Below are 19,724 nucleotides of genomic sequence, written 5' to 3' on the forward strand. Positions count from 1 at the left end.
TGCCGTTACCCCATGCAAACCGTGGGGGTTGCAAAGATGAAACTCGAACCGCTCAACCATCCTGCCCCGGATACGGGGCCGCGCGCCGAACCGGATGACAGCCGGGTCCATGTGGCCATCGTCCATACCGATCCGCGCGCCCTGCAGGCGCTCGACCGGGACCTGCGCCGACGCGGCTTCGCGGTCACGGCGACGGGGCGTCCGGGCGGCGGATCGCGCGGCATCCTGCCCGAAACCGGCGATGTGGCGCTGCTCGACATGCGCAGCCCGGAGGGCGACGGCTATGCCATCCTGCGCCGCCTGCGCGAACACAGCGACCTGCCCGTGGTCCTGCTCACCGACAGCGAGGACGAGGTCGAGGAAATCGTCGGCCTGCGCATGGGCGCCGATGCCGTCCTGCGCCGCCCCTGGTCGCCGCAGCTTCTGGCCGAACGCATCCGCGCCCTGTCGCGCCGTGCCCGCATCGGCGCGGGGCAGACGCGCGCGGGCGCCAACCGGCTGTCCCTGCCCCCGCTCGAGATCGACCTCGACAAGATGACCGCGTCCTGGCGCGGCACGGCGCTGCAGCTGACCGGCACCGAATTCCGCCTGCTCCATGCGCTGGCCGAACGGCCCGGCCATGTGCGCACCCGCGACGTGCTGATGGACCGGCTCTACGGCAATGACATCTATGTCCTCGACCGCACCGTGGACAGCCATGTCAAACGCCTGCGCCGCAAGCTGCGCGATGCCGACCCGAGCTTCGACGCCATCGAAACGCTCTATGGCACAGGCTACAAGATGACGCTGCCCGACCCTGCGGCGGGGGCATCTCTCACGCCTTGAAGACCGCGTCCAGCTCCACGCCCAGCCCCTGCACGAGGCCATTGGTCTGCATCGCCATCCCGATCACGGCCAACAACTCGGCATGCTGGGCTTGGGTCATCCCCTTGGCCTTGGCCGCCGCCGTATGGCTGTGGATGCAATAGCCGCAGCCATTGGCGGTCGAAACCGCGACATAGATCATCTCCTTGACCAGCGGATCGATCGCGCCGGGCGCCATCACGACCTTGAGCCGATCCCACAGCGCGCGCAGCCCCTCGGGGTCATGCGCCATGGCGCGCCAGAAATTGTTGACGTAATCCGTGCCCCTCAGGGCCCGGATCTCGGCAAAGACCGCCGCCGCCTCGGGCGACAGGTCCTCATCGGCCAAAAGCGGAACCGTCCCCATCAGACCAACGCAAAGATGCGCGCAGGCCCGCCCGTGCCGCCGCGATGCTTGGGCGCGCCCACGATCAACGTGGCCCCGCTTGCCGGCACCTGGTCCAGCCCCGCAAGGCATTCGATCCCGAACCGGCCACTCGGCAACCAGGCGTAATGCGCCGCGAAATCCGCCGATATCCCGTGATCGAGCGACAGCGTGTCGACCGCGATCGACCGCGCGCCCGTCTCCTCCATCAGCATCTGCACCGCCTCGACATGGAACCCGGGGTAATGCTGCGCCACGCCATCGAAATTGCGGAACGCCTCCGTGCCGACCTTGCCCGCCCAGCCCGAATGCATCGCGACGCAAGCCCCCTCGGGGATCTCGCCATGGGCGGCGATCCAGGCCCGCAGATCATCGGGCGTCACCTGCGTATCGGCATCCTGCGCCGCGCGTGCCGCGATATCGACCACGCACAGCGGCACGACCAGATCGCCCAGCGCGATCTCGTCGACCGAGGTGCCATCCGCCGAGAAATGCAGCGGCGCGTCGATATGGGTGCCGGTATGTTCGTTGATCGTCAGGTTGAACAGGTTGAACCCGTTGTCGGCGAAATTGAACACCTGTTCGGCGGCGAATTGCGGCTGGCCGAAATAGGTCGGGAAATCGGCCGACAGCGTATGGGTCATGTCCACCACGGAACTGCCCGCCGCCTGCGCCCTCAACGCGGTCGGCGCGCCCGCAACCCCGACGGCAGCCGCCCCCGCCGCCATGGCCGCCGAGCCCTTGAAGAAGTCGCGGCGCGACAGCATCCGCTCCTTCACCTTGTTCATCACGCAGATATCGCACATGGTCCGGTTCCTCCCTTGTGTCCCTGTGCTGTGTCCCTGTGCCGTCAAGAACCCCGGGCGCGCCATGTATCTTGGTCAGAGCGCGCCCATCACCGCCTTGTTGAAGCCCCAGACCGCGCGGTCCCCGCCATAGGGCACAAGCTGGACCTCGCGCGTCTGGCCCGGCTCGAACCTCACCGCAGTGCCCGCCGCGATGTCAAGCCGCATGCCGCGCGCGGCCTCCCTGTCAAAGGCAAGCGCGGCATTGGTTTCCGCGAAATGGTAATGGCTGCCGACCTGCACCGGGCGGTCGCCCGTATTGGCGACCCTCAGCACCACGGCCTCGCGCCCTGCGTTCAGCTCGATATCGCCCTCGGCCGGAATGATCTCACCGGGTATCATCGCCGCTCTCCCCTCACCGGATCGGATGATGGACGGTCACAAGCTTCGTGCCATCCGGAAATGTCGCCTCGACCTGCACGTCATGGATCATCTCGGGGATGCCCTCCATGCATTGCTCGCGCGTGACCACATGCGCGCCCGCCTCCATCAGATCGGCGACCGTGCGCCCGTCGCGTGCGCCCTCGACCACGAAATCCGTGATCAGCGCGATCGCCTCGGGGTGGTTGAGCTTCACCCCCCGCGCCAGCCGCCCCCGCGCCACCATGGCCGCAAGGCTGATCAACAGCTTGTCCTTTTCCCTCGGGGTCAGGTTCATCTCGTCCTCATCCTCATCCTTCAGATCTGCCAGACCCGCGGCAGCGGGCCATCGGTCAGCCGCGCCACCGCGCGCGCCACCGCCTGCCGCAGCGGCCATGCCTCGGCGGCCATGAACCGCGCCACGACCCGCCCGTCCCAGGCGCTCGCCGCCGCCCTGACCGGGCCCTCCACCGGAAGGACGGCGCGCAGCCGCGCCAGCCGGTCCTCCGCATCCCTCGCAAAAAGGCTCAAGGTGGCCACCGCCACCGCCCCATTGAGCCCCGCATGCCCCGCGCGGTCCATATCCTCGGGCCCCAGCCTTATCGCCTCGACCATCGCGCACCGCCCGTCGCGGATCACCTCGCGCCGATCCCTCAGCTGCAGATCGCGCAGCCGCTCGCCCATCGCCGCCCGTCCCAGAACCAGCGTCTCGAGCGTCACCAGCTCCGCATCCCCCGCCATCTCGGCCACCAAGAGCCGGTCGAGCGCCGCGCCCTCGAACAGGATCACCTCCTGCGGCAACCAATGCAGCCGCGCGCCCGGCCCGACGACCAGCCGCGTCTCGACCCGCGCAGCACCCCCCGCGCTGCGATAGGCGCGCTCGGCCGTCTGCGTCGTGCCCACGACCTGCGCGCCCGCGCCGATCTCCAGCCGATAGTCGAGCCTGTCGCCCCCCGTCAGCCCGCCCGCCGTGTTCAGAAAGACCACCTCCGGCGCGCGCCCGTGCATGCGGGGCAGCATCGCCTTGGCCGATCCCTGCTGCCACAGCCGCTCCAGCCGCCCGCCCGCGCCCATCACGGCCCCGGCGCGGCCCTTGACGCGCTGCATCTGCGCGGACTGGGGCATTTCGTCGAACATGTCGCCCGCAGGCTAGGCAAGGCCCGCGCCCGGTGGCAAGGGAGGGCCCAGCCCAAATCGCACCCCCAACAGGCATTTGCCCAAAACTTGTGCAACTCACCCGACCCCAGCCCGCGTCGGCCGCGCCGCCCCCGCCGAATTGCCCTTTGCAGGTCGCGCCCGAACCTTGTACCGGATTGACCCATGACCGATCGCCTCACACTCCGCCGCCCCGACGACTGGCACCTGCACCTGCGCGATGGCGCGATGCTGGCCGGCGTCCTGCCCGAAACCGCGCGCCATTTCGCCCGCGCCATCGTCATGCCCAATCTCGTGCCCCCCGTGGTCACGGGCGATGACGCGCGCGCCTACCGCGACCGGATCCTGGCGGCGCTGCCTGCGGGGATGGATTTCACCCCCCTCATGACCCTCTACCTGACCGAGGCGACCGATCCCGCCGATGTCGCCGCCGCCCATGCCGCGGGCCTCATCCATGCGGTGAAACTCTATCCCGCCGGCGCCACCACCAATTCCCAATCCGGCGTGCGCGACCTGACCAAGGTGACCGCGGTGCTCGAAAAAATGGCCGAGATCGGCCTGCCCCTTTGCATCCACGGCGAGGTCACGACACCCGAGGTCGACATCTTCGACCGCGAACAGGTCTTTCTCGACACGGTTCTCGAGCCCCTCCGCCGCCGCATCCCCGAGCTCAAGGTGACGCTCGAACATATCACCACCAGCCACGGCATCGATTACGTGGCCGGGGCCTCCGGCGATATCGCGGGCACGATCACCACCCACCACCTGATGATCAACCGCAACCACATGCTCGTGGGCGGCATCCGGCCCCATTACTACTGCCTGCCCGTGGCCAAGCGCTCCACCCATCAACAGGCGCTGCGCCGCGCCGCCACCTCCGGCAATCCGCGCTTCTTTCTCGGCACCGACAGCGCCCCCCATACCGATCCCACCAAGGAATCGGCCTGCGGCTGCGCGGGCGTCTTCTCGGCCACCAACACGCTGTCCTGCCTCGCCCATGTCTTCGAGGAGGAAGGCGCGCTCGATAAGCTCGAGGGCTTCACCTCCCTCTTCGGCCCCGCCCGCTACGGCCTGGCCCCGAACGACACCCTGATCACGCTCGAAAAGCGCGACACGCCCGCAGCCTATCCCGCCAAGATCGTCACCGGCGCGGGCCCCGTCACCCTCTTCGATCCGGGCCATCCGCTCCATTGGCACGTCATCGCCTGAGCCCCTTCGCCCGCCCCTTCATCTTTCCATAAATATGCAAATCCCGGACGGCCGCCCATGATCCCCACCGCCTATCCCGACAGCGCCACGATGGCCCGCCTCACCGCCCGGATGCTCCTCGACATCAAGGCGGTGCATTTCAACACCGACCAGCTCTACACCCATGCCAGCGGCAAACAGGCCCCCACCTATATCGATTGCCGCAAGATCATCTCCTATCCCCGCGTGCGCGCCACCTGCATGGATTTCCTCTGCTGCAAGGTGATGGAGGCCGCAGGGCTCGAGGCCTTCGACAATATCGCGGGCGGCGAGACGGCGGGCATCCCCTTTGCCGCTTTCGTGGCCGAACGCATGGGCCTGCCCATGTCCTATGTCCGCAAGAAGCCCAAGGGCTATGGCCGCACCGCCCAGATCGAGGGCGAGATGCGCGAGGGCGACCGCGTGCTTCTGGTCGAGGATCTGACCACCGATGGCGGCTCGAAACTGAAATTCGTCGATGCGATCCGCGCGGCGGGTGCGAGCTGCGGCCATACTGCCGTGGTCTTTTTCTACGGCGTGATGGCGGGGACCGAGGAACGACTGGCCGAGCACGGGCTGACGCTCCATTACCTCGCCACCTGGGCCGATGTGATCGCCGAGGCGCGGCGCGGCGGCGATTTCACGGAAAGCACATTGGCCGAGGTGGAACGATTCCTCGCCGATCCCGAGGCATGGCGCGCCGCGCGCGGTCTTTCCTGAGCCGCAGCTTCCCGCCCCGTCCCGTTACAGGGTCTTGGAACGTGGCGAATCCGTCACATCCCTGTTAAACTCCCGCAAGATGCAGGGGTGGGATGCGCCATCCCGCCCATATCTTGCGGCCAAAACCGCTCACAAGTTACTCACAGCTTTGGGCGATTGACGGGCGACCGGCAGGCAGGGCTATACCGGCTCCTACCGATGGCGCTGGCCGGCACTCAGGCCCCGGCGACACCGGCAAGACACGACCGGCACGACGACGGACAGGAATGACAGGGCAAGGGGCACAGGCATGAACGAGCACGTACCGGTTCCGACCTCCTCCAACCTGCCCGCCTCCGAAACGCCCGCCCTTCCCCACAATGTCGAGGCCGAACAGCAGCTTCTGGGCGCGATCCTGTCCTCCAACGACGTGCTCGACCGGGTCGAGGATCTGGTGAAGCCCGACCATTTCCACGATCCCGTCCACCGCGAGATCTTCGCGATGGCGCAGGCCCGCATCGTCAAGGGGCTCGCGACCGACGCCACCACGCTCAAGAATTTCGTCTCCGAGATCCCGGGGCTCAAGGATCTGGGCGGGGCCGAATATCTCCTGCGGCTGCAGCTGTCGGCCATCGCCACCTCTGCCGCGCGCGATTACGCCCAGCTCATCCACGACCTCGCCGTCCGCCGCGAATTGATCGCGCTGGGCCAGCGCGTCACCGACCGCGCCCGCTCCATGCGCGAGGATGTGGCCCCCGACGACCAGATCGTCGCCGCCGAAACCGAGCTCTTCACGCTCGCCTCCTCGGGCAGCACGAACCGGGGCTTCGTCTCTTTCCTCTCGGCGCTCTATGACGCCGTGAACATGGCCAATGCCGCCTATAACCGGGGCGGCAAGCTGGCGGGCATTTCCACCGGCCTGACCGACATGGACCGGATGCTGGGCGGCCTGCACCGCTCCGACCTCCTGATCCTCGCGGGGCGTCCCTCCATGGGCAAGACCTCGCTTGCGACCAACATCGCCTTCAACGTCGCCAAGGCGTGGAAACGCGGCCTCAAGGAAGACGGGACCGAGGGCACGGTCGACGGCGGCGTCGTGGGCTTTTTCAGCCTCGAGATGTCGGCCGCCCAGCTCGCCCAGCGTATCCTGTCCGAGGCGGCCGAAATCCCCTCCGAACTGATCCGCAAGGGCGATCTGACCGAGGCCGAGTTTGAACGCTACCTGCATGCCGCCCGCGACCTGGAACGCTGCCCGCTCTATATCGACGACACGCCCGCCCTGCCCATCGGCCAGGTCGCGGCGCGTGCCCGCAGGCTCAAGCGCGCGCCCAACGGGCTCGATCTGCTGATCGTCGACTATCTCCAGCTTCTGCGCGGCTCGGGCCGGTCCGAGAACCGCGTGAACGAGATTTCCGAGATCACCCAAGGCCTCAAGGCCATCGCCAAGGAACTCAACATCCCCGTGATCGCCCTCTCGCAGCTCTCGCGCCAGGTCGAATCCCGCGAGGACAAGCGCCCGCAGCTCTCCGACCTGCGCGAATCCGGCTCGATCGAACAGGACGCCGACGTCGTGATGTTCGTCTACCGGGGCGAATACTACAAGGAACGCGAGAAACCGGGCGAAGAGAACCTCGAGGCCATGACCAAGTGGCAGCAGGACATGGAACAGCTCCATGGCAAGGCCGAGGTCATCATCGGCAAGCAGCGTCACGGCCCCGTCGGCACCGTCGAACTCAGCTTCGAGGGGCGCTTCACCCGCTTCGGCAATCTCGTCAAGCCGTGGCAGCAGGGCGCCGATCCCGGCTATTGAAACACCAACACCTCGCCGAATGCGGGCCGGATCTCCCAGCCTTCGGGATGGTTCAGGATGGACGCCACCGCCTTGATCACCCCCGCATGGGTGACGATCACGCAATCTTGCGGCAGGCTTTCCAGCCCCGCCGCCACCCGGTCGCGCAACTGCGCCACGCTTTCCCCGCCATGGGGCCGGGCACCCATGAAATCCCCGGCCCAGGCGTCCAGCTCGGCCCGCGGGATCGCATCCCAGCTCACCCCTTCCCAGCGCCCGAAATCCATTTCGGTGAAGGCGGCATGCACCTCATGCGGCCCCAGATGCGCGGCAAGCCTCCGGCAGCGGGTCAGGGGCGAGGACAGGATCGGCAGGTCCCGCACCATCCCCGACAACCGCGCCGCCACCGCTTGCGCCTCCACCTCGAAACTGGCCGCCAGCGCCAGGTCGGTCCGCCCGTAGCAGATGCCCTTGGCCACATCCGGCGTCGTATGCCGCACCAAGATCAGACCCACGCCAGCACCCCGAGGATCAGGCCCAATTCCACCACCTGCTGCGTCGCGCCGAGGCAATCGCCCGTGAACCCGCCCAGCTTGCGCAGGTAGATCCGCGTGACACCCCACCCCAGCACCGCCGCCGCCCCGAGCCCCACAAGCCCCGCAGGCCCCACCAACGCCACCAGCGCCACAGCCATCGCCACAGCCGTGGCCAGCGCCAGCCCATGCCCCCCGCCGATATCCGGGGGGCTGCGAATTTCGCCCCCTCCACCCGTGCGTAATCGGCCCGGAACATGACCAGAACCGCCCCATAGCGGCTGATCCCATGGCCCAGCGCCAGAACCGCCACCGCCATCCACAGTGGCAAGGCCACCAGCCCCGCCACCTTCAGCGCCAGCACGATGCCAAGGCTCACCGCCCCGTAACTCCCGATCCGGCTGTCGCGCATGATCTCCAGCGCGCGCTCCCGCGTCACGCCGCCCCCCAGCCCATCCGCCGCATCCGCCAAGCCGTCCTCGTGAAAGGCCCCCGTCACCAACAACGTCGCAGCCAGCGACATCAGCACCGCCACGGGCATCGGGAAAACCAGCGCAGCCCCCCAGAGCACCAAAGCCCCGATCCCGCCCACGCAGAGCCCCACCAGCGGCAGATAGGCCATCGCTTCGGCCTGCCGCGCCTCCGACCAGGGCAGATCTCGCGGCACGGGCAGCCGCGTCAGGAATTGCACGGCCAAAAGGAACACCTCCACCCGCCGCCGCAATCCCGCCTCTTGCCCATCCCGCATCAAAACCGCCCCCATCTTCGCCAGCCCCAGCATTAGGCGCGTTCCCTGCCCATAGGCAACCGCCCGGCAGGGGCTTGACCGCGACGCCCCCGGACGCGACACAGCAGCATGGGAACCGGTATCCTCACCATCGACCTCGACGCGCTCGCGGCAAACTGGCGCGACCTCGCCCGCCTTTCGCAAGGAGAGGCAGGCGCCGTGGTCAAGGCCAACGGCTATGGCTGCGGCGCGGCCGAGGTCGCAACCCGCCTCGCGCGCGAGGGCGCGCGCAATTTCTTCGTCGCCACGGCAGAAGAGGGCGCGACCTTGCGCACCTCCCTTGGCCCCGGCCCCGTGATCAACGTCTTTTCCGGCCATATGGCCAGCGACACCGCGCTCATCCGCGACCATGCGCTGGTGCCGATGCTCAACAGCCCCGAACAGGCCGCCCGCCACCGCGCGGCCCTGCCCGATGCGCCCTATGGCGTGCAGCTCGACACCGGCATGAACCGTCTGGGGATGGAGGCGCCCGACTGGGCCGCCACCCGCGCGGGCCTCGAATCCGGCCCCCTGACGCTTGTCATGTCGCATCTGGCCTGCGCCGATGATCCGGGTCATCCGCAGAACGCGGCCCAACTGGCGCAGTTCAAGGCGATGAGTGCAAGTGTGACAGCGCCGCGCAGCCTGTCGGCCTCGGGCGGCATCTTGCTGGGTCCCGATTACCATTTCGACCTGACCCGCCCCGGCATCGGGATCTACGGCGGCCTGCCCTTTGCAAGCGCGCGCCCCGTGGTCCGGCTCTCGCTTCCGGTGGTGCAGGTGCGCGATGTGGCCTTGGGCGAAACGGTGGGCTATTCCGCAACCTTCACCGCCGAGCGCCCGACAAAACTTGCAACCCTGTCAGCGGGTTACGCCGACGGGCTCATCCGTTACATGAGCAATGCGGCACCCCTTTTCGCGGGCGATCACGCCTGCCGCCTTGCCGGTCGCGTCTCCATGGATCTTCTGACCGTCGATGTGACCGACCTGCCCGAAATCCCCGATCACCTCGACATCCTCTGCCCACGGCAATCCGTCGACCAACTGGCCGAGGTTGCGGGCACCATCGGCTACGAAATCCTCACCTCGCTCGGACGGCGCTACCAGCGTCGGCACATCGGGCAATGATGGTGCTCCTCTCCCCGCTCGCCGCCATCGGGCGCTCGACGCTGGCGATGCTCTCGGCCATGGGGCGGGTCACGATCTACGCGGCCCTCGCCGTCAGCCATATCCTGCGCCCGCCCTTCTACCCGCGCGAATTCCTTCACCAGCTTCTCCATATCGGCTGGCTCTCGCTGCCCGTGGTGGGGCTCACCGCGCTCTTCACCGGCGGCGCGCTCGCGCTCCAGATCTATGCCGGCGGCTCGCGCTTCGATGCGCAGGCCGTCGTGCCCCAGATCGTGGCCATCGGCATCGTGCGCGAACTGGGCCCGGTCCTGGGCGGCCTGATGGTCGCGGGCCGCGTGGCCGCCGCCATCGCCGCCGAGATCGGCACGATGAAGGTCACCGAACAGATCGACGCGCTTGTCACGCTCTCGACCAACCCGCTCAAATACCTGACCGTCCCCCGCATCCTTGCCGCAACCCTCAGCCTGCCGGTTCTGGTCGCCGTGGGCGATGCGATCGGGATTTTCGGCGGCTATCTCGTCTCGACCACCCGCCTTGGCTTCAACGAGGCCGCCTACCTGCGCAACACCGTCGATTTTCTCGAGCTCTGGGACGTGACCTCCGGCCTGATCAAGGGCGCGGTCTTCGGCTTTCTCGTGGCGCTCATGGGCTGCTATCACGGGATGAATTCGGGCCGCGGCGCACAAGGCGTGGGGCGGGCCACCACCAATGCCGTCGTTTCCGCCTCGATCCTGATCCTTGCCGCCAATTACCTCCTGACCGAATTGTTCTTCACCGCATGATCCTGCTGTCCGATGTCCACAAGGCTTTCGGCCCCAAACGCGTCCTGCGCGGCCTGACGCTCGACGTGGCCCGCGGCGAAAGCTGCGTGATCATCGGGGGGTCCGGCACCGGCAAATCGGTCTGCCTCAAATGCATCCTCGGCCTTGTCCTCCCCGACAGCGGCAAAATCACCGTCGACGGGCAGGATGTGACGACGGGCGACCGCGACGCCTTTCTCGCCCGCTTCGGGATGCTCTTTCAGGGCGGCGCGCTCTTTGATTCGATGCCGGTCTGGCAGAACGTCGCCTTTCGCCTGCAACGCGGGGCGCAAAAACGCCCCAAGGCGCAGGCCCGCGAGATCGCGGTGGAAAAACTCCGCCGCGTGGGCCTCAGCCCCGATGTGGCCGATCTCTACCCCTCCGAACTGTCGGGCGGCATGCAAAAACGCGTGGGCCTCGCCCGCGCCATCGCCGCCGATCCCCAGATCATCTTCTTCGACGAACCGACAACCGGCCTCGACCCGATCATGTCGGGCGTGATCAACGACCTGATCCGCGAAATCGTGACCGAAATGGGTGCCACCGCCGTGACCATCACCCATGACATGACCTCCGTCCGCGCCATCGCCGACAAGGTCGCGATGCTCCATGACGGCAAGATCCGCTGGCACGGCCCGGTGGCCGAGATCGACACCGCCGATGACCCCTATCTTCGCCAATTCGTGACCGGTTCGGCCACGGGCCCCATCGAAGCGATCCGCTGACCGCTTGCGGGGCCTGCCCCACACCCCCCATATCTGCGCCATGCTGCGCTTTCTCATCGCCCTCAACCTCGCCCTTCTGGTGCTTTTCCCCGTCGCATGGGCCGCCCCCCTGATGCGCGCGGGTCTCCTGCCGCTCTTCGGGCTGTCCGAGATCTCGATCCTCTCGGGCCTTGTCACCCTCTGGACCGGGGGCGAGAGGATCCTTGCAGCCCTCATCGCCCTTTTCGCGCTCGTGGCCCCCATGGCCAAGACAGGGGCCCTCGCCCTCCTCCACCTCGGCCGCGCGCCCCTGTCGCTTCTGCCTGCCCTCCAGATCTTGGGCAAACTCGCCATGGCCGATGTCTTTCTCATCGCCCTCTACATCACGCTGGCCAAGGGCATGGCGGTCGGCCGCGTCGAAACCGCCTGGGGCCTCTGGCTCTTCACCGCCTGCGTGCTGGCCTCCCTCGGTGTCGCGCTCGGCACGGCGCATCTGGCGAAACGGGGCGCGCTGGGCTAGCCCTTCCCCATGACCACGCTCGCCCCCATCCTCGCCCTGTTTCTGTGCCTCTACGCGGGCCTTGCCGCGCTGACCTGGGCGCAACGCCTGATCGGGGAACGCCTGCCCGCCCGCAAACGCGGCATGGCGCTCAACCTCGCCCGCCGCGCGGGACCGCCCGTCGCCGGTGGCCTCGTCCTGCTCATCGCGGGCACGGCCCTAGCCCTGCCCGGCCATATCCCCCTTGCCGCGATCCTGATCGGCGGCGGGCTGGCCTTCGGCCTGCACCGGGGTCTTGGTGATGTGCGCCAGGGCGATCCGCGCAGCATCGCCTTTCGCGCGGCCCTCACGCTTGGCTTGGGCCTCGCCCTGCTCTGGCAGACGGGCCTGATCTGAGCGCGCCACTGGCGCAGCCCCGGCCCCTCGGCTACACCTCTGCCATGGCCAAACCCGTCACCCAATTCATCTGTTCCGCCTGCGGCGCCGTTCACAAGAAATGGTCCGGCCGCTGCGACGCCTGCGGCGACTGGAACACGATCACCGAAGAGGCACCGCTTTCCGCCGGCCCCGGCAAGACCTCGCTCGGCGCGATGAAGGGCAAGCGCATCGGCCTGACCGATCTGCGCACGCAAGAAACGCCCCCGCCCCGCCGCACCTCCGGCATGGCCGAACTGGACCGGGTCTTGGGCGGCGGCCTCGTGCCCGCCTCGGCCACGCTCGTCGGCGGCGATCCCGGCATCGGCAAATCCACCCTGCTCCTTCAGGCCGCCGCCAGCTTCGCCCGCGCAGGCGCCAAGGTCATCTACGTCTCGGGCGAGGAAGCCACAGCCCAGGTCCGCATGCGCGCCCAGCGCCTCGGCCTTGCCGACAGCGCCGTGATGCTCGCCGCCGAAACCAACCTCCGCGACATCCTCACGACGCTCGAGGCCGAAACCCCCGACCTCGCCATCATCGATTCGATCCAGACCATGTGGCTCGACACGGTCGAGGCGGCACCCGGCTCCGTCTCCCAGGTCCGCGCCTCCGCACATGAGCTGACCAGCTTCGCCAAGCGCCGCGGGGTCGCCGTCATGCTCGTTGGCCACGTCACCAAGGAAGGCCAGATCGCAGGACCCCGCGTCGTCGAACACATGGTCGACACCGTCCTCTATTTCGAAGGCGAACGCGGCCACCAGTTCCGCATCCTGCGCTCGGTCAAGAACCGCTTCGGCCCGGCCGATGAAATCGGCGTCTTCGAGATGACCGGCATGGGCTTGGCCGAGGTCACGAACCCCTCCGCCCTCTTCCTGTCGGACCGCGAAACCCCCGCCCCCGGCTCCGTCGTCTTCGCCGGGATCGAGGGCACCCGCCCCGTGCTCGTGGAAATCCAGGCCCTTGTCGCCCCCTCCTCGCTCAGCCAACCCCGCCGCGCGGTGGTGGGCTGGGACGGGGGCCGCCTGTCGATGATCCTCGCCGTGCTCGAGGCGCGCGCGGGCATCTCCTTTGCAGGCCTCGATGTCTATCTCAACATCGCCGGCGGCATGCGCATCTCCGAGCCCGCCGCCGACCTCGCCGTCGCCGCCGCCCTATTGTCCGCCCGCGAAGATGCCGCCGTGCCCCATGATTGCGTGGTCTTTGGCGAGGTTTCGCTCTCCGGCGCGCTGCGCCCGGTGTCTCAGGCGGAAAACAGGTTGAAAGAGGCGGCGAAACTTGGTTTTTCCTCGGCCATAGCGCCCGCAGGGTGCAAGCTTGGCGCCGACAGCGGCGTGCGGATGCAGGCAATGACCGATCTTCCCGGTTTCGTGGGCGAGATCTTCGGGGCAGGGTAAAGCCACGGTTTGCCACCGGGGCAGGAATGGGTAAGGCGCGTAGATGGACGGTTTCACACTGGTTGACGGCATCGTGGCCGGCGTGATCGTGGTTTCGGCGATCCTCGCCTATGCCCGCGGCCTCGTGCGCGAGATCCTGTCCATCGGGGGCTGGATCCTTGCGGCGGTCGTGGCCTTCATCTTCGCCCCCAATGCCCTGCCTTTGATCCGCGAAGTGCCCTATCTGGGCGATTTCATCGGGGAAAGCTGCGAATTGGGCGTGATGGCCAGCTTCGCGGGCGTCTTCGCGGTGGCGCTTGTCGTGGTGTCGCTCTTTGCGCCGATGTTTTCCTCCGCCGTGCAACGCTCGATGATCGGCGGGCTGGATGCGGGTCTGGGGTTCCTGTTCGGCGTGGCGCGCGGCGTGCTGCTCGTGGTCGTGGCCTTCATCGCCTATGACCGCGTCGTGGGCTCCGAACCCGTGGCGATGGTCTCCGACAGCCGCTCCTCCCAGGTGTTCTCGCATCTGCAGACCCGGGTCGAGGCGGAAATCCCCTCCGATGCGCCGGGCTGGATCTTGTCGCGCTACGAGCAGCTCACCGCGACCTGCACCGCCCCCGAGCAATAACTCAGCGCCGCGATACCAACCCCGACAGCCCCGCGATCAGCAACAGGCCCGCACCCACCGCATAAGCCCAAAAGCCTGCGCGGATGAAATCCTGCATCAGGTCCCAACTCCGTGCCAGATCGCCGAAATCAAAGGGCACGGGCAAACCCAGATCGCGGCGCAACCCATCGGCCCGGATCACCGCCTCCCCCACAAGCACGACCGGCGACAGCCCCGCCGCCAACGCCAACAGGGCCGATCCCCGCCCCCTGAGCGCGCTCAGCGCGGCCAGCGCCGCCGCCACGAAGCCGCCCAGGAAAACCCAGACCTGCCAGGCCGCGTCCGCCGACAGGCTCAAACTGCCGCGCTGCACCAGCGCCATGGGCGAAATATCGGCCCCCGCAAAGGGCGGCTCGATCCAGACAAGCGCCCAGCTTGCCGCCATCGCCGCCCCCGCCAGAAAGATGATCGCCCGCATCGAATGCCCCCTCACGCCACTTTTGCACCCGCAAAACAGGCTATGCGGCCCGCGCGCGCCCGTCCAGCGATCAGCAAAGCGCCGCCATGACCCTTTCGGATGTGATCGTTTGATGACACCACCGTCCCGACGCCCTATGTCACCCCTGTAGACGCCCCCCGGAGATTCGCCCACGATGGATGCCCTCCCCCGTCACCCGTTCGATCCCATCGACGACGACAAACTGCGCGAGGAATGCGGGATTTTCGGCGTGATCGGCGTCGCCGATGCCGCCAATTTCATCGCGCTCGGCCTGCATGCCCTGCAACATCGCGGGCAAGAGGCGGGGGGTATCGTCACCCATCACCCCGAGCATGGCTTTTCCTCGGCCCGCCGCTTCGGCCTCGTGCGGGACAATTTCACCTCCGCCAGCGTCATGGAAACGCTGCCCGGTGAAATCGGCATCGGCCATGTCCGCTATTCCACGGCAGGCTCCAAGGGCGCGACCCAGATCCGCGACGTGCAGCCCTTCTTCGGCGAATTCGCCATGGGCGGGGCCGCCATCGCGCATAACGGCAATATCGTGAATGCCGATGAATTGCGCCGCGAACTGATCGAACGCGGCTCGATCTTCCAATCCTCGTCGGACAGCGAATGCATCATCCACCTGATGGCGCGCTCGCTGCAGCGCACCATCCCCGAACGGATGAAGGATGCGCTGCGCCGCGTCGAAGGCGCGTTTTCCGTCGTCGCCATGACCCGGACGAAACTGATCGGCGTGCGCGATCCCTTGGGCGTGCGCCCTCTGGTTCTGGGCCGGATCGGCGATGGCTATGCGCTGTCGTCCGAAACCTGCGCGCTCGACATCATCGGCGCGGAATTCCTGCGCGAGATCGAACCGGGCGAAATGGTCGTCATCTCGGGCGACAAGATCGAAAGCTTCAAACCCTTCGAAGTGCGCCGCTCGCGCTTTTGCATCTTCGAACATGTCTATTTCTCGCGCCCCGACAGCATCATCGGCGGGCGCTCCGTCTATGAAACCCGCGAAGCCATCGGCCGCGAACTCGCCAAGGAAGCGCCGGTCGAGGCCGATCTGGTCTGCCCCGTGCCGGATTCGGGCACGCCTGCCGCCATCGGCTATTCGCTGGAATCGGGCATTCCCTATGCGATGGGGATCATCCGCAACCAGTATATGGGCCGGACCTTCATCGAACCGACCGAACAGATCCGCAACATGGGCGTGCGCCTGAAACTCAACGTCAACCGCGCGCTCATTCGCGGCAAGCGGGTGATCTTGGTCGATGACAGCGTCGTGCGCGGCACCACCTCGCGCAAGATCAAGGAGATGATCCTCGATGCGGGCGCCGCCGAGGTGCATTTCCGCATCGCAAGCCCGCCGACCGCATGGCCCTGTTTCTACGGCGTCGACACGCCCGAGCGCGAGAAACTGCTGGCCGCCACCATGTCCGAGGACGAGATGCGCCATCACCTGGGCGTGGCTTCGCTCCGCTTCATCTCGCTCGACGGTCTCTACCGCGCCGTGGGCGTGGCCGGTGGCCGCGATCCCAAGAACCCCGCCTATTGCGACGCCTGTTTCTCGGGCGATTACCCGGTGCGCCCGACCGACCAGCTGGCGCGCGGCTTCAAGCTGGCGGATGCGACCGAACCGGCCGAGTGATGCTGAAACTCTTCCGGCGCATCAAACCGGCCCGGCAGATCCCCGAGGCCGAACTGGCCCGGAGGCTCACCGCACCCGGCTACCGCTGCGCCTGCTGCAACGAGGTTGTGGACGCCCCCCATGCGGTGCGCCTGCGCCCCTTCGGCTGGCCCAATCCCCCCGCCGCCCTCCCCGATGCGGACTTCGACGGGGCGGGCGATATCGTCACCGAACGCTATGCCCGGCGCGGCCGCGATCTTCTGGTGCGCGCGCATCTGCCCATCCCCGTGCGCGGAACCGAGGATCACGTCTTTCTCTCCGTCTGGGCCAATCTCTCGACCGGCGATTTCGCCCGCTTCCGTTCCGCGCAGGGGCGCGGCGATGCCGAACGGCTGGGCGATCTGTCGGGCTGGCTCTACTGCCGGATACCGGCCAGCAGCGGTCCGGTCCTGACCAAGGGGCTGATCGTGCCCGTCGCGGGCGGCGGGATACCCGTCTACTGGATCACCGACGAAAAGCACCCGCTCCACGCCGCGCAGCACGATGGCGGGATGGCGCCCGAGGACATCCTCGCCCTCTTCCTCGATCTTGGTGAAGCGGAGCTTGTCCAGCACCTCAAGGCGTAACCTTTCGGCAAGGAACGCCTCGAAATCTTTACGGTTTGGCAAGAAAAAGGCCGCCCCGAAAGGCGGCCCTTAACCATGTTTTGGCTGCGCGGATCAGGCGCGGCGCTTTGCCAGCACGCTCCAGCCGCCGGTCACGACCAGCGCCGCGATCACCGCCTTGAGCGCATCGCCGAGCAAGAAAGGTGCAATGAAAGCAGTCCAGTAGAAGCCCGCATCGCGCGCGATCCACCCGGCCTCGAGCCCCATGCCGCCGGCCAGCGCCATCGGCCACAGAATGCCCGGCACATACAGAAGCGCCGAGATGACGAGCGCCGCCGCAGCCGTGCCGAAAACGCCCTTTGCGATGCCTTTTTCCGCTGCAAAACCAGCAAGATAGGCCATGCCGATGAACCCGATCAGAAAGCCGCCCGTCGGCCCCATCAGCGCCGCGATCCCCGGCATCGTCGTGGGCGTGAAGACCGGCAGTCCCATCACGCCCTGCGCGACATAAACGATCACCGTCGCCGCACCGAGGCGGCTGCCCAGGGTGAAACCGACAAGCAGAATCGCCAGCGTTTGCAACGAGATAGGCACAGGCCACATCGGCACCGTGACCTTGGCCGCCGCCGCGATGAACAGCGCGCCGACCAGCACCAGCGCCACTTTCTTCAGCGTGCCCTGATCCCCGATCGTTGCGGAAAGAAGTGTGTCGCGGCCCATGGTCGCCTCCGTGCAAGGGTCGAAATCTCTGTCGCCAAAGGGTATCTCCGCGCTGCAGCGTCAAGTCAAGCGCGCCCCACCGCCGCAGTCCTGCGCAGCCTCTTGTATTTCGCCGCCGAAAAGCGCAACTGGCGCCCCATGGAAAAGCCTTTCGATGGACAGATCGCGCTGGTCACCGGCGCTTCACGCGGCATCGGTGCGGCCAGTGCCGAATGGTTGGCCGAACACGGCGCGCATGTGGTCGCGGTCGCGCGGACCGTGGGCGGTCTCGAGGATCTCGACGACCGTATCAAGGCCAAGGGCGGCCAAGCCACATTGGCCCCGATGGACGTCACCGACGAAGCCGCAATGGCGCATCTGTGCCGTTCGATCCATGATCGTTGGGGCCGCGCCGACATCTGGGTCCACAGCGCGATCCATGTCAGCGCGCTGACACCCGCGCCCCACATCACGGCCAAGGATCTGGACAAGGTGATCGCCACCAACATCCGCGCCCTGTCGCGGCTGGTGGCCTTCGTCGAGCCGCTGATCGCGCCCGCGCCCAAGCCGCAGGCGGTGTTTTTCGACGATGATTGGGACGACAAATACGCCGGCGCCTATGGACTGTCCAAGGCCGCCCAGCGCGCGCTGATCGGGTCGTGGCAGGCAGAGACGGCAAAATTTCCCTTGTCCGTCCACATGTTGCGCCCCGCCCCGATGCCGACGGCCGTGCGCGCGCGCTTTTATCCCGGCGAGGACAAGAGCAAGCTTGCCCATCCCCGCGACGAGGCCGCGCGGCTGTTGCCGGTCCTGCTGGGCTGATCCGACCACAATCGAAACGTGCCGGAAAACTGCACTTTTCCGGCGCCCGAAACTGCAGTTTCGTGTTTAGTTTCTGCGCGTTTCCAGCTCTTCCGCGATGGCTTCGGCGCGGGCGGCCAGTTCGGCCAGCCCGTCGGTGAACCGGTCCGGCAATTCCGTGCGCGGACCGGCATCCTGCAATTCCCCGATCCGCCGCGCCCGGTCGGCCAGACGTTCCTCGGCGGCGGCAAGCGTCTTTTCCTGCGCCGCGATCTTGGCCTGAAGGCCCTTGATCTCGTCCTCAAGCGCCGCCGTCTTGTCCGCCAGCATCAACCCCGCCATGAGCAGCATCCGTTCCGCCGGCATCCGGCCGATCTGGCCAAGGATCACCGCCGCCTCGGTGTCGAGCATCTTGGCTGCGGCATGCAGATAGGGCTCTTCGCCTTCCTGGCAGGCGACGGCGAATTGGCGGCCGCCGATCTCGATCTGAACCTCAGGCATGTCCGCCCTCCCCTGCCCCGGCGCGATCCATATCGGCCAGGATGCGTTCCAGTTCCGCCGCCTCGGAGGCCCGCGCCGCCTTGAGCGCGTCAAGCTCCACAACCAGCGCCTTGTTCAACACATTGGGATCACTGGCGTTTTCACCGCGAAGGCGGTTGAGGTTCTTGGTCAGGCGTTCGTTGATCGTGCGCAATTCCTGCACCTCGGCCCGAAGCGCCATGTTCCGGTCATCCGGCCCCATGCCGCCTGCGGCCTGCAATTCCTCGGCGATGTCGCGCGCCTCGTCGCGTTCGGCGATGGCCTCGGCCCGTTCGGCGCGCAGGCGGGTGACACGGCCCTCGAGCTCGGCGACCTGCGCGGTCAGGCGCTCGATCTCGGCCGTATCCGCGCTCTCTTCCCGGGGCGCTGCCGCCGCTTCGAAGGCGGCAAGGCGCGCCTCAAGCTCGGCGGCGCGGGCTTCGGCGGCTTCGGCACGGATCACCGCATCCTCGAAGGCGGACGAGGTGATGCCCGGATCCTCGATCGGCGGCGCGGCCCGCATCTGGCCGATTCCCCCGGCGATACGGTCGAGCGCTGCGGCCAGCCGCGCCTCGAGCATCGACAATTTCTCGAATTCGGCGTTATCGCCCATGGCTGCTCAGCCCCCGGTCTTGTGCCTAGCCCCTTGGACGGAACAGGCGCCACATTGCGCAACAGCGAATCGCAATTTGCCCCGATTTGCAAGACCTGCGGCCCATTCCCGCCCCGAGGCACGCGGAATAGAGGCGAATTCGCGCCCGTTTCGGTTGCGCCGCCCCCTTGCTCTGCTAAGAGACGGGCTTGAGCGCGCGCCCATCGGGATCAGCGCGCCACCCTCCGATGCTGCCTGACGAAGGAT

Annotated in this window: 25 protein-coding genes and 1 pseudogene; 14 read left to right on the forward strand and 12 right to left on the reverse strand. The window is 67.4% G+C overall.

Going from position 1 to position 19,724, the window contains the following annotated elements; translation table 11 throughout:
- Nucleotides 1-36 precede the first annotated feature (36 nt).
- Nucleotides 37-825, forward strand: coding sequence for a response regulator transcription factor (locus tag AABA51_RS09225; RefSeq protein ID WP_338271463.1), 789 nt, complete (start codon nucleotides 37-39; stop codon nucleotides 823-825).
- Here AABA51_RS09225 and AABA51_RS09230 read toward each other — a convergent pair.
- From AABA51_RS09230 to AABA51_RS09250, 5 genes are all read right to left on the reverse strand, one after another.
- Nucleotides 815-1,210, reverse strand: a complete 396-nt coding sequence (locus tag AABA51_RS09230; protein ID WP_338271464.1) for a carboxymuconolactone decarboxylase family protein — start codon at nucleotides 1,208-1,210, stop codon at nucleotides 815-817. The genes AABA51_RS09225 and AABA51_RS09230 overlap by 11 nt on opposite strands.
- Complete coding sequence (locus AABA51_RS09235) at nucleotides 1,210-2,034, reverse strand: cyclase family protein (RefSeq protein WP_338271465.1); 825 nt, start codon at nucleotides 2,032-2,034, stop codon at nucleotides 1,210-1,212. Before AABA51_RS09235 ends, AABA51_RS09230 begins: the two co-directional genes overlap by 1 nt.
- Before the next feature lie 75 nt (nucleotides 2,035-2,109).
- A complete protein-coding gene (locus AABA51_RS09240; protein ID WP_338271466.1) occupies nucleotides 2,110-2,415 on the reverse strand; it encodes an urease subunit beta in 306 nt (101 codons plus the stop codon).
- 13 nt (nucleotides 2,416-2,428) lie between these two features.
- Nucleotides 2,429-2,731, reverse strand: a complete 303-nt coding sequence (locus AABA51_RS09245; RefSeq protein WP_338271467.1) for an urease subunit gamma — start codon at nucleotides 2,729-2,731, stop codon at nucleotides 2,429-2,431.
- 20 nt (nucleotides 2,732-2,751) lie between these two features.
- Nucleotides 2,752-3,570, reverse strand: coding sequence for an urease accessory protein UreD (locus AABA51_RS09250; protein WP_338271468.1), 819 nt, complete (start codon nucleotides 3,568-3,570; stop codon nucleotides 2,752-2,754).
- A 183-nt stretch (nucleotides 3,571-3,753) separates the two neighbouring features.
- Between AABA51_RS09250 and pyrC the strand changes: the two genes are divergently transcribed.
- The 3 genes from pyrC to AABA51_RS09265 all read left to right on the forward strand — a co-directional run bounded on the left by pyrC (nucleotide 3,754) and on the right by AABA51_RS09265 (nucleotide 7,324).
- On the forward strand, nucleotides 3,754-4,797 hold the full coding sequence (pyrC, locus tag AABA51_RS09255; protein ID WP_338271469.1) for a dihydroorotase: 1,044 nt from the start codon (nucleotides 3,754-3,756) through the stop codon (nucleotides 4,795-4,797).
- Nucleotides 4,798-4,854: 57 nt separating this feature from the next.
- A complete protein-coding gene (locus AABA51_RS09260; RefSeq protein ID WP_338271470.1) occupies nucleotides 4,855-5,535 on the forward strand; it encodes an orotate phosphoribosyltransferase in 681 nt (226 codons plus the stop codon).
- Nucleotides 5,536-5,824: 289 nt separating this feature from the next.
- Nucleotides 5,825-7,324, forward strand: a complete 1,500-nt coding sequence (locus tag AABA51_RS09265; RefSeq protein WP_338271471.1) for a replicative DNA helicase — start codon at nucleotides 5,825-5,827, stop codon at nucleotides 7,322-7,324.
- Here the strand turns inward: AABA51_RS09265 and cobC are convergent.
- The 3 genes and pseudogenes from cobC to AABA51_RS09275 all read right to left on the reverse strand — a co-directional run.
- The gene (gene cobC / locus AABA51_RS09270; protein ID WP_338271472.1) at nucleotides 7,318-7,818 is read right to left on the reverse strand and encodes an alpha-ribazole phosphatase family protein; all 501 of its coding nucleotides are present in this window, start codon (nucleotides 7,816-7,818) and stop codon (nucleotides 7,318-7,320) included. The genes AABA51_RS09265 and cobC overlap by 7 nt on opposite strands.
- Nucleotides 7,809-7,997, reverse strand: a complete 189-nt coding sequence (locus AABA51_RS17130) for an adenosylcobinamide-GDP ribazoletransferase (RefSeq protein ID WP_425328800.1) — start codon at nucleotides 7,995-7,997, stop codon at nucleotides 7,809-7,811. The genes cobC and AABA51_RS17130 overlap by 10 nt, the downstream gene beginning before the upstream one ends.
- Nucleotides 7,998-8,068: 71 nt before the next feature.
- Nucleotides 8,069-8,617: pseudogene (locus tag AABA51_RS09275) on the reverse strand (adenosylcobinamide-GDP ribazoletransferase); the annotation flags it as partial.
- Between the two features lie 75 nt (nucleotides 8,618-8,692).
- Here AABA51_RS09275 and alr point away from each other — a divergent pair.
- Genes alr through AABA51_RS09310 form a run of 7 tightly spaced genes read left to right on the forward strand, consistent with a single transcriptional unit; the run spans nucleotide 8,693 to nucleotide 14,148 of the window.
- Complete coding sequence (gene alr / locus AABA51_RS09280; protein ID WP_338271474.1) at nucleotides 8,693-9,730, forward strand: alanine racemase; 1,038 nt, start codon at nucleotides 8,693-8,695, stop codon at nucleotides 9,728-9,730.
- Complete coding sequence (locus AABA51_RS09285; RefSeq protein ID WP_416916153.1) at nucleotides 9,727-10,512, forward strand: MlaE family ABC transporter permease; 786 nt, start codon at nucleotides 9,727-9,729, stop codon at nucleotides 10,510-10,512. The genes alr and AABA51_RS09285 overlap by 4 nt, the downstream gene beginning before the upstream one ends.
- The gene (locus tag AABA51_RS09290) at nucleotides 10,509-11,255 is read left to right on the forward strand and encodes an ABC transporter ATP-binding protein (protein WP_338271475.1); all 747 of its coding nucleotides are present in this window, start codon (nucleotides 10,509-10,511) and stop codon (nucleotides 11,253-11,255) included. Before AABA51_RS09285 ends, AABA51_RS09290 begins: the two co-directional genes overlap by 4 nt.
- 40 nt (nucleotides 11,256-11,295) lie before the next feature.
- Nucleotides 11,296-11,754, forward strand: a complete 459-nt coding sequence (locus AABA51_RS09295; protein ID WP_338271476.1) for a paraquat-inducible protein A — start codon at nucleotides 11,296-11,298, stop codon at nucleotides 11,752-11,754.
- 9 nt (nucleotides 11,755-11,763) lie between these two features.
- On the forward strand, nucleotides 11,764-12,129 hold the full coding sequence (locus AABA51_RS09300; RefSeq protein WP_338271477.1) for a hypothetical protein: 366 nt from the start codon (nucleotides 11,764-11,766) through the stop codon (nucleotides 12,127-12,129).
- Between the two features lie 44 nt (nucleotides 12,130-12,173).
- Nucleotides 12,174-13,541 carry a DNA repair protein RadA gene (gene radA / locus AABA51_RS09305; protein WP_338271478.1) on the forward strand — a complete coding sequence of 456 codons (1,368 nt, stop codon included), beginning with the start codon at nucleotides 12,174-12,176 and terminating at the stop codon, nucleotides 13,539-13,541.
- Nucleotides 13,542-13,584: 43 nt separating this feature from the next.
- On the forward strand, nucleotides 13,585-14,148 hold the full coding sequence (locus AABA51_RS09310) for a CvpA family protein (RefSeq protein WP_338271479.1): 564 nt from the start codon (nucleotides 13,585-13,587) through the stop codon (nucleotides 14,146-14,148).
- A gap of 1 nt (nucleotide 14,149) precedes the next feature.
- Here AABA51_RS09310 and AABA51_RS09315 read toward each other — a convergent pair whose 3' ends face one another.
- The gene (locus AABA51_RS09315; protein ID WP_338271480.1) at nucleotides 14,150-14,605 is read right to left on the reverse strand and encodes a hypothetical protein; all 456 of its coding nucleotides are present in this window, start codon (nucleotides 14,603-14,605) and stop codon (nucleotides 14,150-14,152) included.
- Between the two features lie 175 nt (nucleotides 14,606-14,780).
- On the opposite strand from AABA51_RS09315, the gene purF reads away from it, so the two are divergent.
- On the forward strand, nucleotides 14,781-16,262 hold the full coding sequence (gene purF, locus AABA51_RS09320) for an amidophosphoribosyltransferase (protein WP_338271481.1): 1,482 nt from the start codon (nucleotides 14,781-14,783) through the stop codon (nucleotides 16,260-16,262).
- Nucleotides 16,262-16,867, forward strand: coding sequence for a DUF2199 domain-containing protein (locus AABA51_RS09325; protein ID WP_338271482.1), 606 nt, complete (start codon nucleotides 16,262-16,264; stop codon nucleotides 16,865-16,867). Before purF ends, AABA51_RS09325 begins: the two co-directional genes overlap by 1 nt.
- A 93-nt stretch (nucleotides 16,868-16,960) precedes the next feature.
- On the opposite strand, the gene AABA51_RS09330 is transcribed toward AABA51_RS09325, so the two are convergent.
- Nucleotides 16,961-17,566 (reverse strand): biotin transporter BioY, encoded by a 606-nt coding sequence (locus AABA51_RS09330; protein WP_338271483.1) that lies wholly within the window; start codon nucleotides 17,564-17,566, stop codon nucleotides 16,961-16,963.
- 138 nt (nucleotides 17,567-17,704) lie between these two features.
- Between AABA51_RS09330 and AABA51_RS09335 the strand changes: the two genes are divergently transcribed.
- Nucleotides 17,705-18,367, forward strand: coding sequence for an SDR family NAD(P)-dependent oxidoreductase (locus AABA51_RS09335; RefSeq protein ID WP_338271484.1), 663 nt, complete (start codon nucleotides 17,705-17,707; stop codon nucleotides 18,365-18,367).
- Nucleotides 18,368-18,433: 66 nt separating this feature from the next.
- Here the strand turns inward: AABA51_RS09335 and AABA51_RS09340 are convergent, their stop codons facing one another.
- Nucleotides 18,434-18,847: a cell division protein ZapA gene (locus AABA51_RS09340; RefSeq protein ID WP_338271485.1), complete on the reverse strand. Its 414-nt coding sequence runs from the start codon at nucleotides 18,845-18,847 to the stop codon at nucleotides 18,434-18,436.
- The gene (locus AABA51_RS09345; protein ID WP_338271486.1) at nucleotides 18,840-19,478 is read right to left on the reverse strand and encodes a hypothetical protein; all 639 of its coding nucleotides are present in this window, start codon (nucleotides 19,476-19,478) and stop codon (nucleotides 18,840-18,842) included. The genes AABA51_RS09340 and AABA51_RS09345 overlap by 8 nt, the downstream gene beginning before the upstream one ends.
- Between the last annotated feature and the right edge of the window lie 246 nt (nucleotides 19,479-19,724).

The sequence above is a fragment of the Roseicyclus marinus genome (assembly GCF_036322625.1).
Taxonomy (GTDB): Bacteria; Pseudomonadota; Alphaproteobacteria; order Rhodobacterales; family Rhodobacteraceae; genus Roseicyclus; species Roseicyclus marinus_A.

Excerpts from the sequence above, each read along its gene's own strand:
- pyrC (WP_338271469.1), top strand. The coding sequence starts at position 3,754 with ATGACCGATCGCCTCACACTCCGCCGCCCCGACGACTGGCACCTGCAC.
- AABA51_RS17130 (WP_425328800.1), bottom strand. The coding sequence starts at position 7,997 with ATGGCTGTGGCGCTGGTGGCGTTGGTGGGGCCTGCGGGGCTTGTGGGG.
- AABA51_RS09260 (WP_338271470.1), top strand. The coding sequence starts at position 4,855 with ATGATCCCCACCGCCTATCCCGACAGCGCCACGATGGCCCGCCTCACC.
- AABA51_RS09325 (WP_338271482.1), top strand. The coding sequence starts at position 16,262 with ATGCTGAAACTCTTCCGGCGCATCAAACCGGCCCGGCAGATCCCCGAG.
- AABA51_RS09240 (WP_338271466.1), bottom strand. The coding sequence starts at position 2,415 with ATGATACCCGGTGAGATCATTCCGGCCGAGGGCGATATCGAGCTGAAC.
- AABA51_RS09345 (WP_338271486.1), bottom strand. The coding sequence starts at position 19,478 with ATGGGCGATAACGCCGAATTCGAGAAATTGTCGATGCTCGAGGCGCGG.
- AABA51_RS09315 (WP_338271480.1), bottom strand. The coding sequence starts at position 14,605 with ATGCGGGCGATCATCTTTCTGGCGGGGGCGGCGATGGCGGCAAGCTGG.
- radA (WP_338271478.1), top strand. The coding sequence starts at position 12,174 with ATGGCCAAACCCGTCACCCAATTCATCTGTTCCGCCTGCGGCGCCGTT.
- AABA51_RS09310 (WP_338271479.1), top strand. The coding sequence starts at position 13,585 with ATGGACGGTTTCACACTGGTTGACGGCATCGTGGCCGGCGTGATCGTG.
- AABA51_RS09245 (WP_338271467.1), bottom strand. The coding sequence starts at position 2,731 with ATGAACCTGACCCCGAGGGAAAAGGACAAGCTGTTGATCAGCCTTGCG.
- AABA51_RS09250 (WP_338271468.1), bottom strand. The coding sequence starts at position 3,570 with ATGTTCGACGAAATGCCCCAGTCCGCGCAGATGCAGCGCGTCAAGGGC.
- AABA51_RS09290 (WP_338271475.1), top strand. The coding sequence starts at position 10,509 with ATGATCCTGCTGTCCGATGTCCACAAGGCTTTCGGCCCCAAACGCGTC.
- AABA51_RS09335 (WP_338271484.1), top strand. The coding sequence starts at position 17,705 with ATGGAAAAGCCTTTCGATGGACAGATCGCGCTGGTCACCGGCGCTTCA.
- AABA51_RS09265 (WP_338271471.1), top strand. The coding sequence starts at position 5,825 with ATGAACGAGCACGTACCGGTTCCGACCTCCTCCAACCTGCCCGCCTCC.
- AABA51_RS09300 (WP_338271477.1), top strand. The coding sequence starts at position 11,764 with ATGACCACGCTCGCCCCCATCCTCGCCCTGTTTCTGTGCCTCTACGCG.
- AABA51_RS09235 (WP_338271465.1), bottom strand. The coding sequence starts at position 2,034 with ATGTGCGATATCTGCGTGATGAACAAGGTGAAGGAGCGGATGCTGTCG.
- AABA51_RS09340 (WP_338271485.1), bottom strand. The coding sequence starts at position 18,847 with ATGCCTGAGGTTCAGATCGAGATCGGCGGCCGCCAATTCGCCGTCGCC.
- purF (WP_338271481.1), top strand. The coding sequence starts at position 14,781 with ATGGATGCCCTCCCCCGTCACCCGTTCGATCCCATCGACGACGACAAA.
- AABA51_RS09285 (WP_416916153.1), top strand. The coding sequence starts at position 9,727 with ATGATGGTGCTCCTCTCCCCGCTCGCCGCCATCGGGCGCTCGACGCTG.
- alr (WP_338271474.1), top strand. The coding sequence starts at position 8,693 with ATGGGAACCGGTATCCTCACCATCGACCTCGACGCGCTCGCGGCAAAC.
- AABA51_RS09225 (WP_338271463.1), top strand. The coding sequence starts at position 37 with ATGAAACTCGAACCGCTCAACCATCCTGCCCCGGATACGGGGCCGCGC.
- AABA51_RS09330 (WP_338271483.1), bottom strand. The coding sequence starts at position 17,566 with ATGGGCCGCGACACACTTCTTTCCGCAACGATCGGGGATCAGGGCACG.
- AABA51_RS09295 (WP_338271476.1), top strand. The coding sequence starts at position 11,296 with ATGCTGCGCTTTCTCATCGCCCTCAACCTCGCCCTTCTGGTGCTTTTC.
- AABA51_RS09230 (WP_338271464.1), bottom strand. The coding sequence starts at position 1,210 with ATGGGGACGGTTCCGCTTTTGGCCGATGAGGACCTGTCGCCCGAGGCG.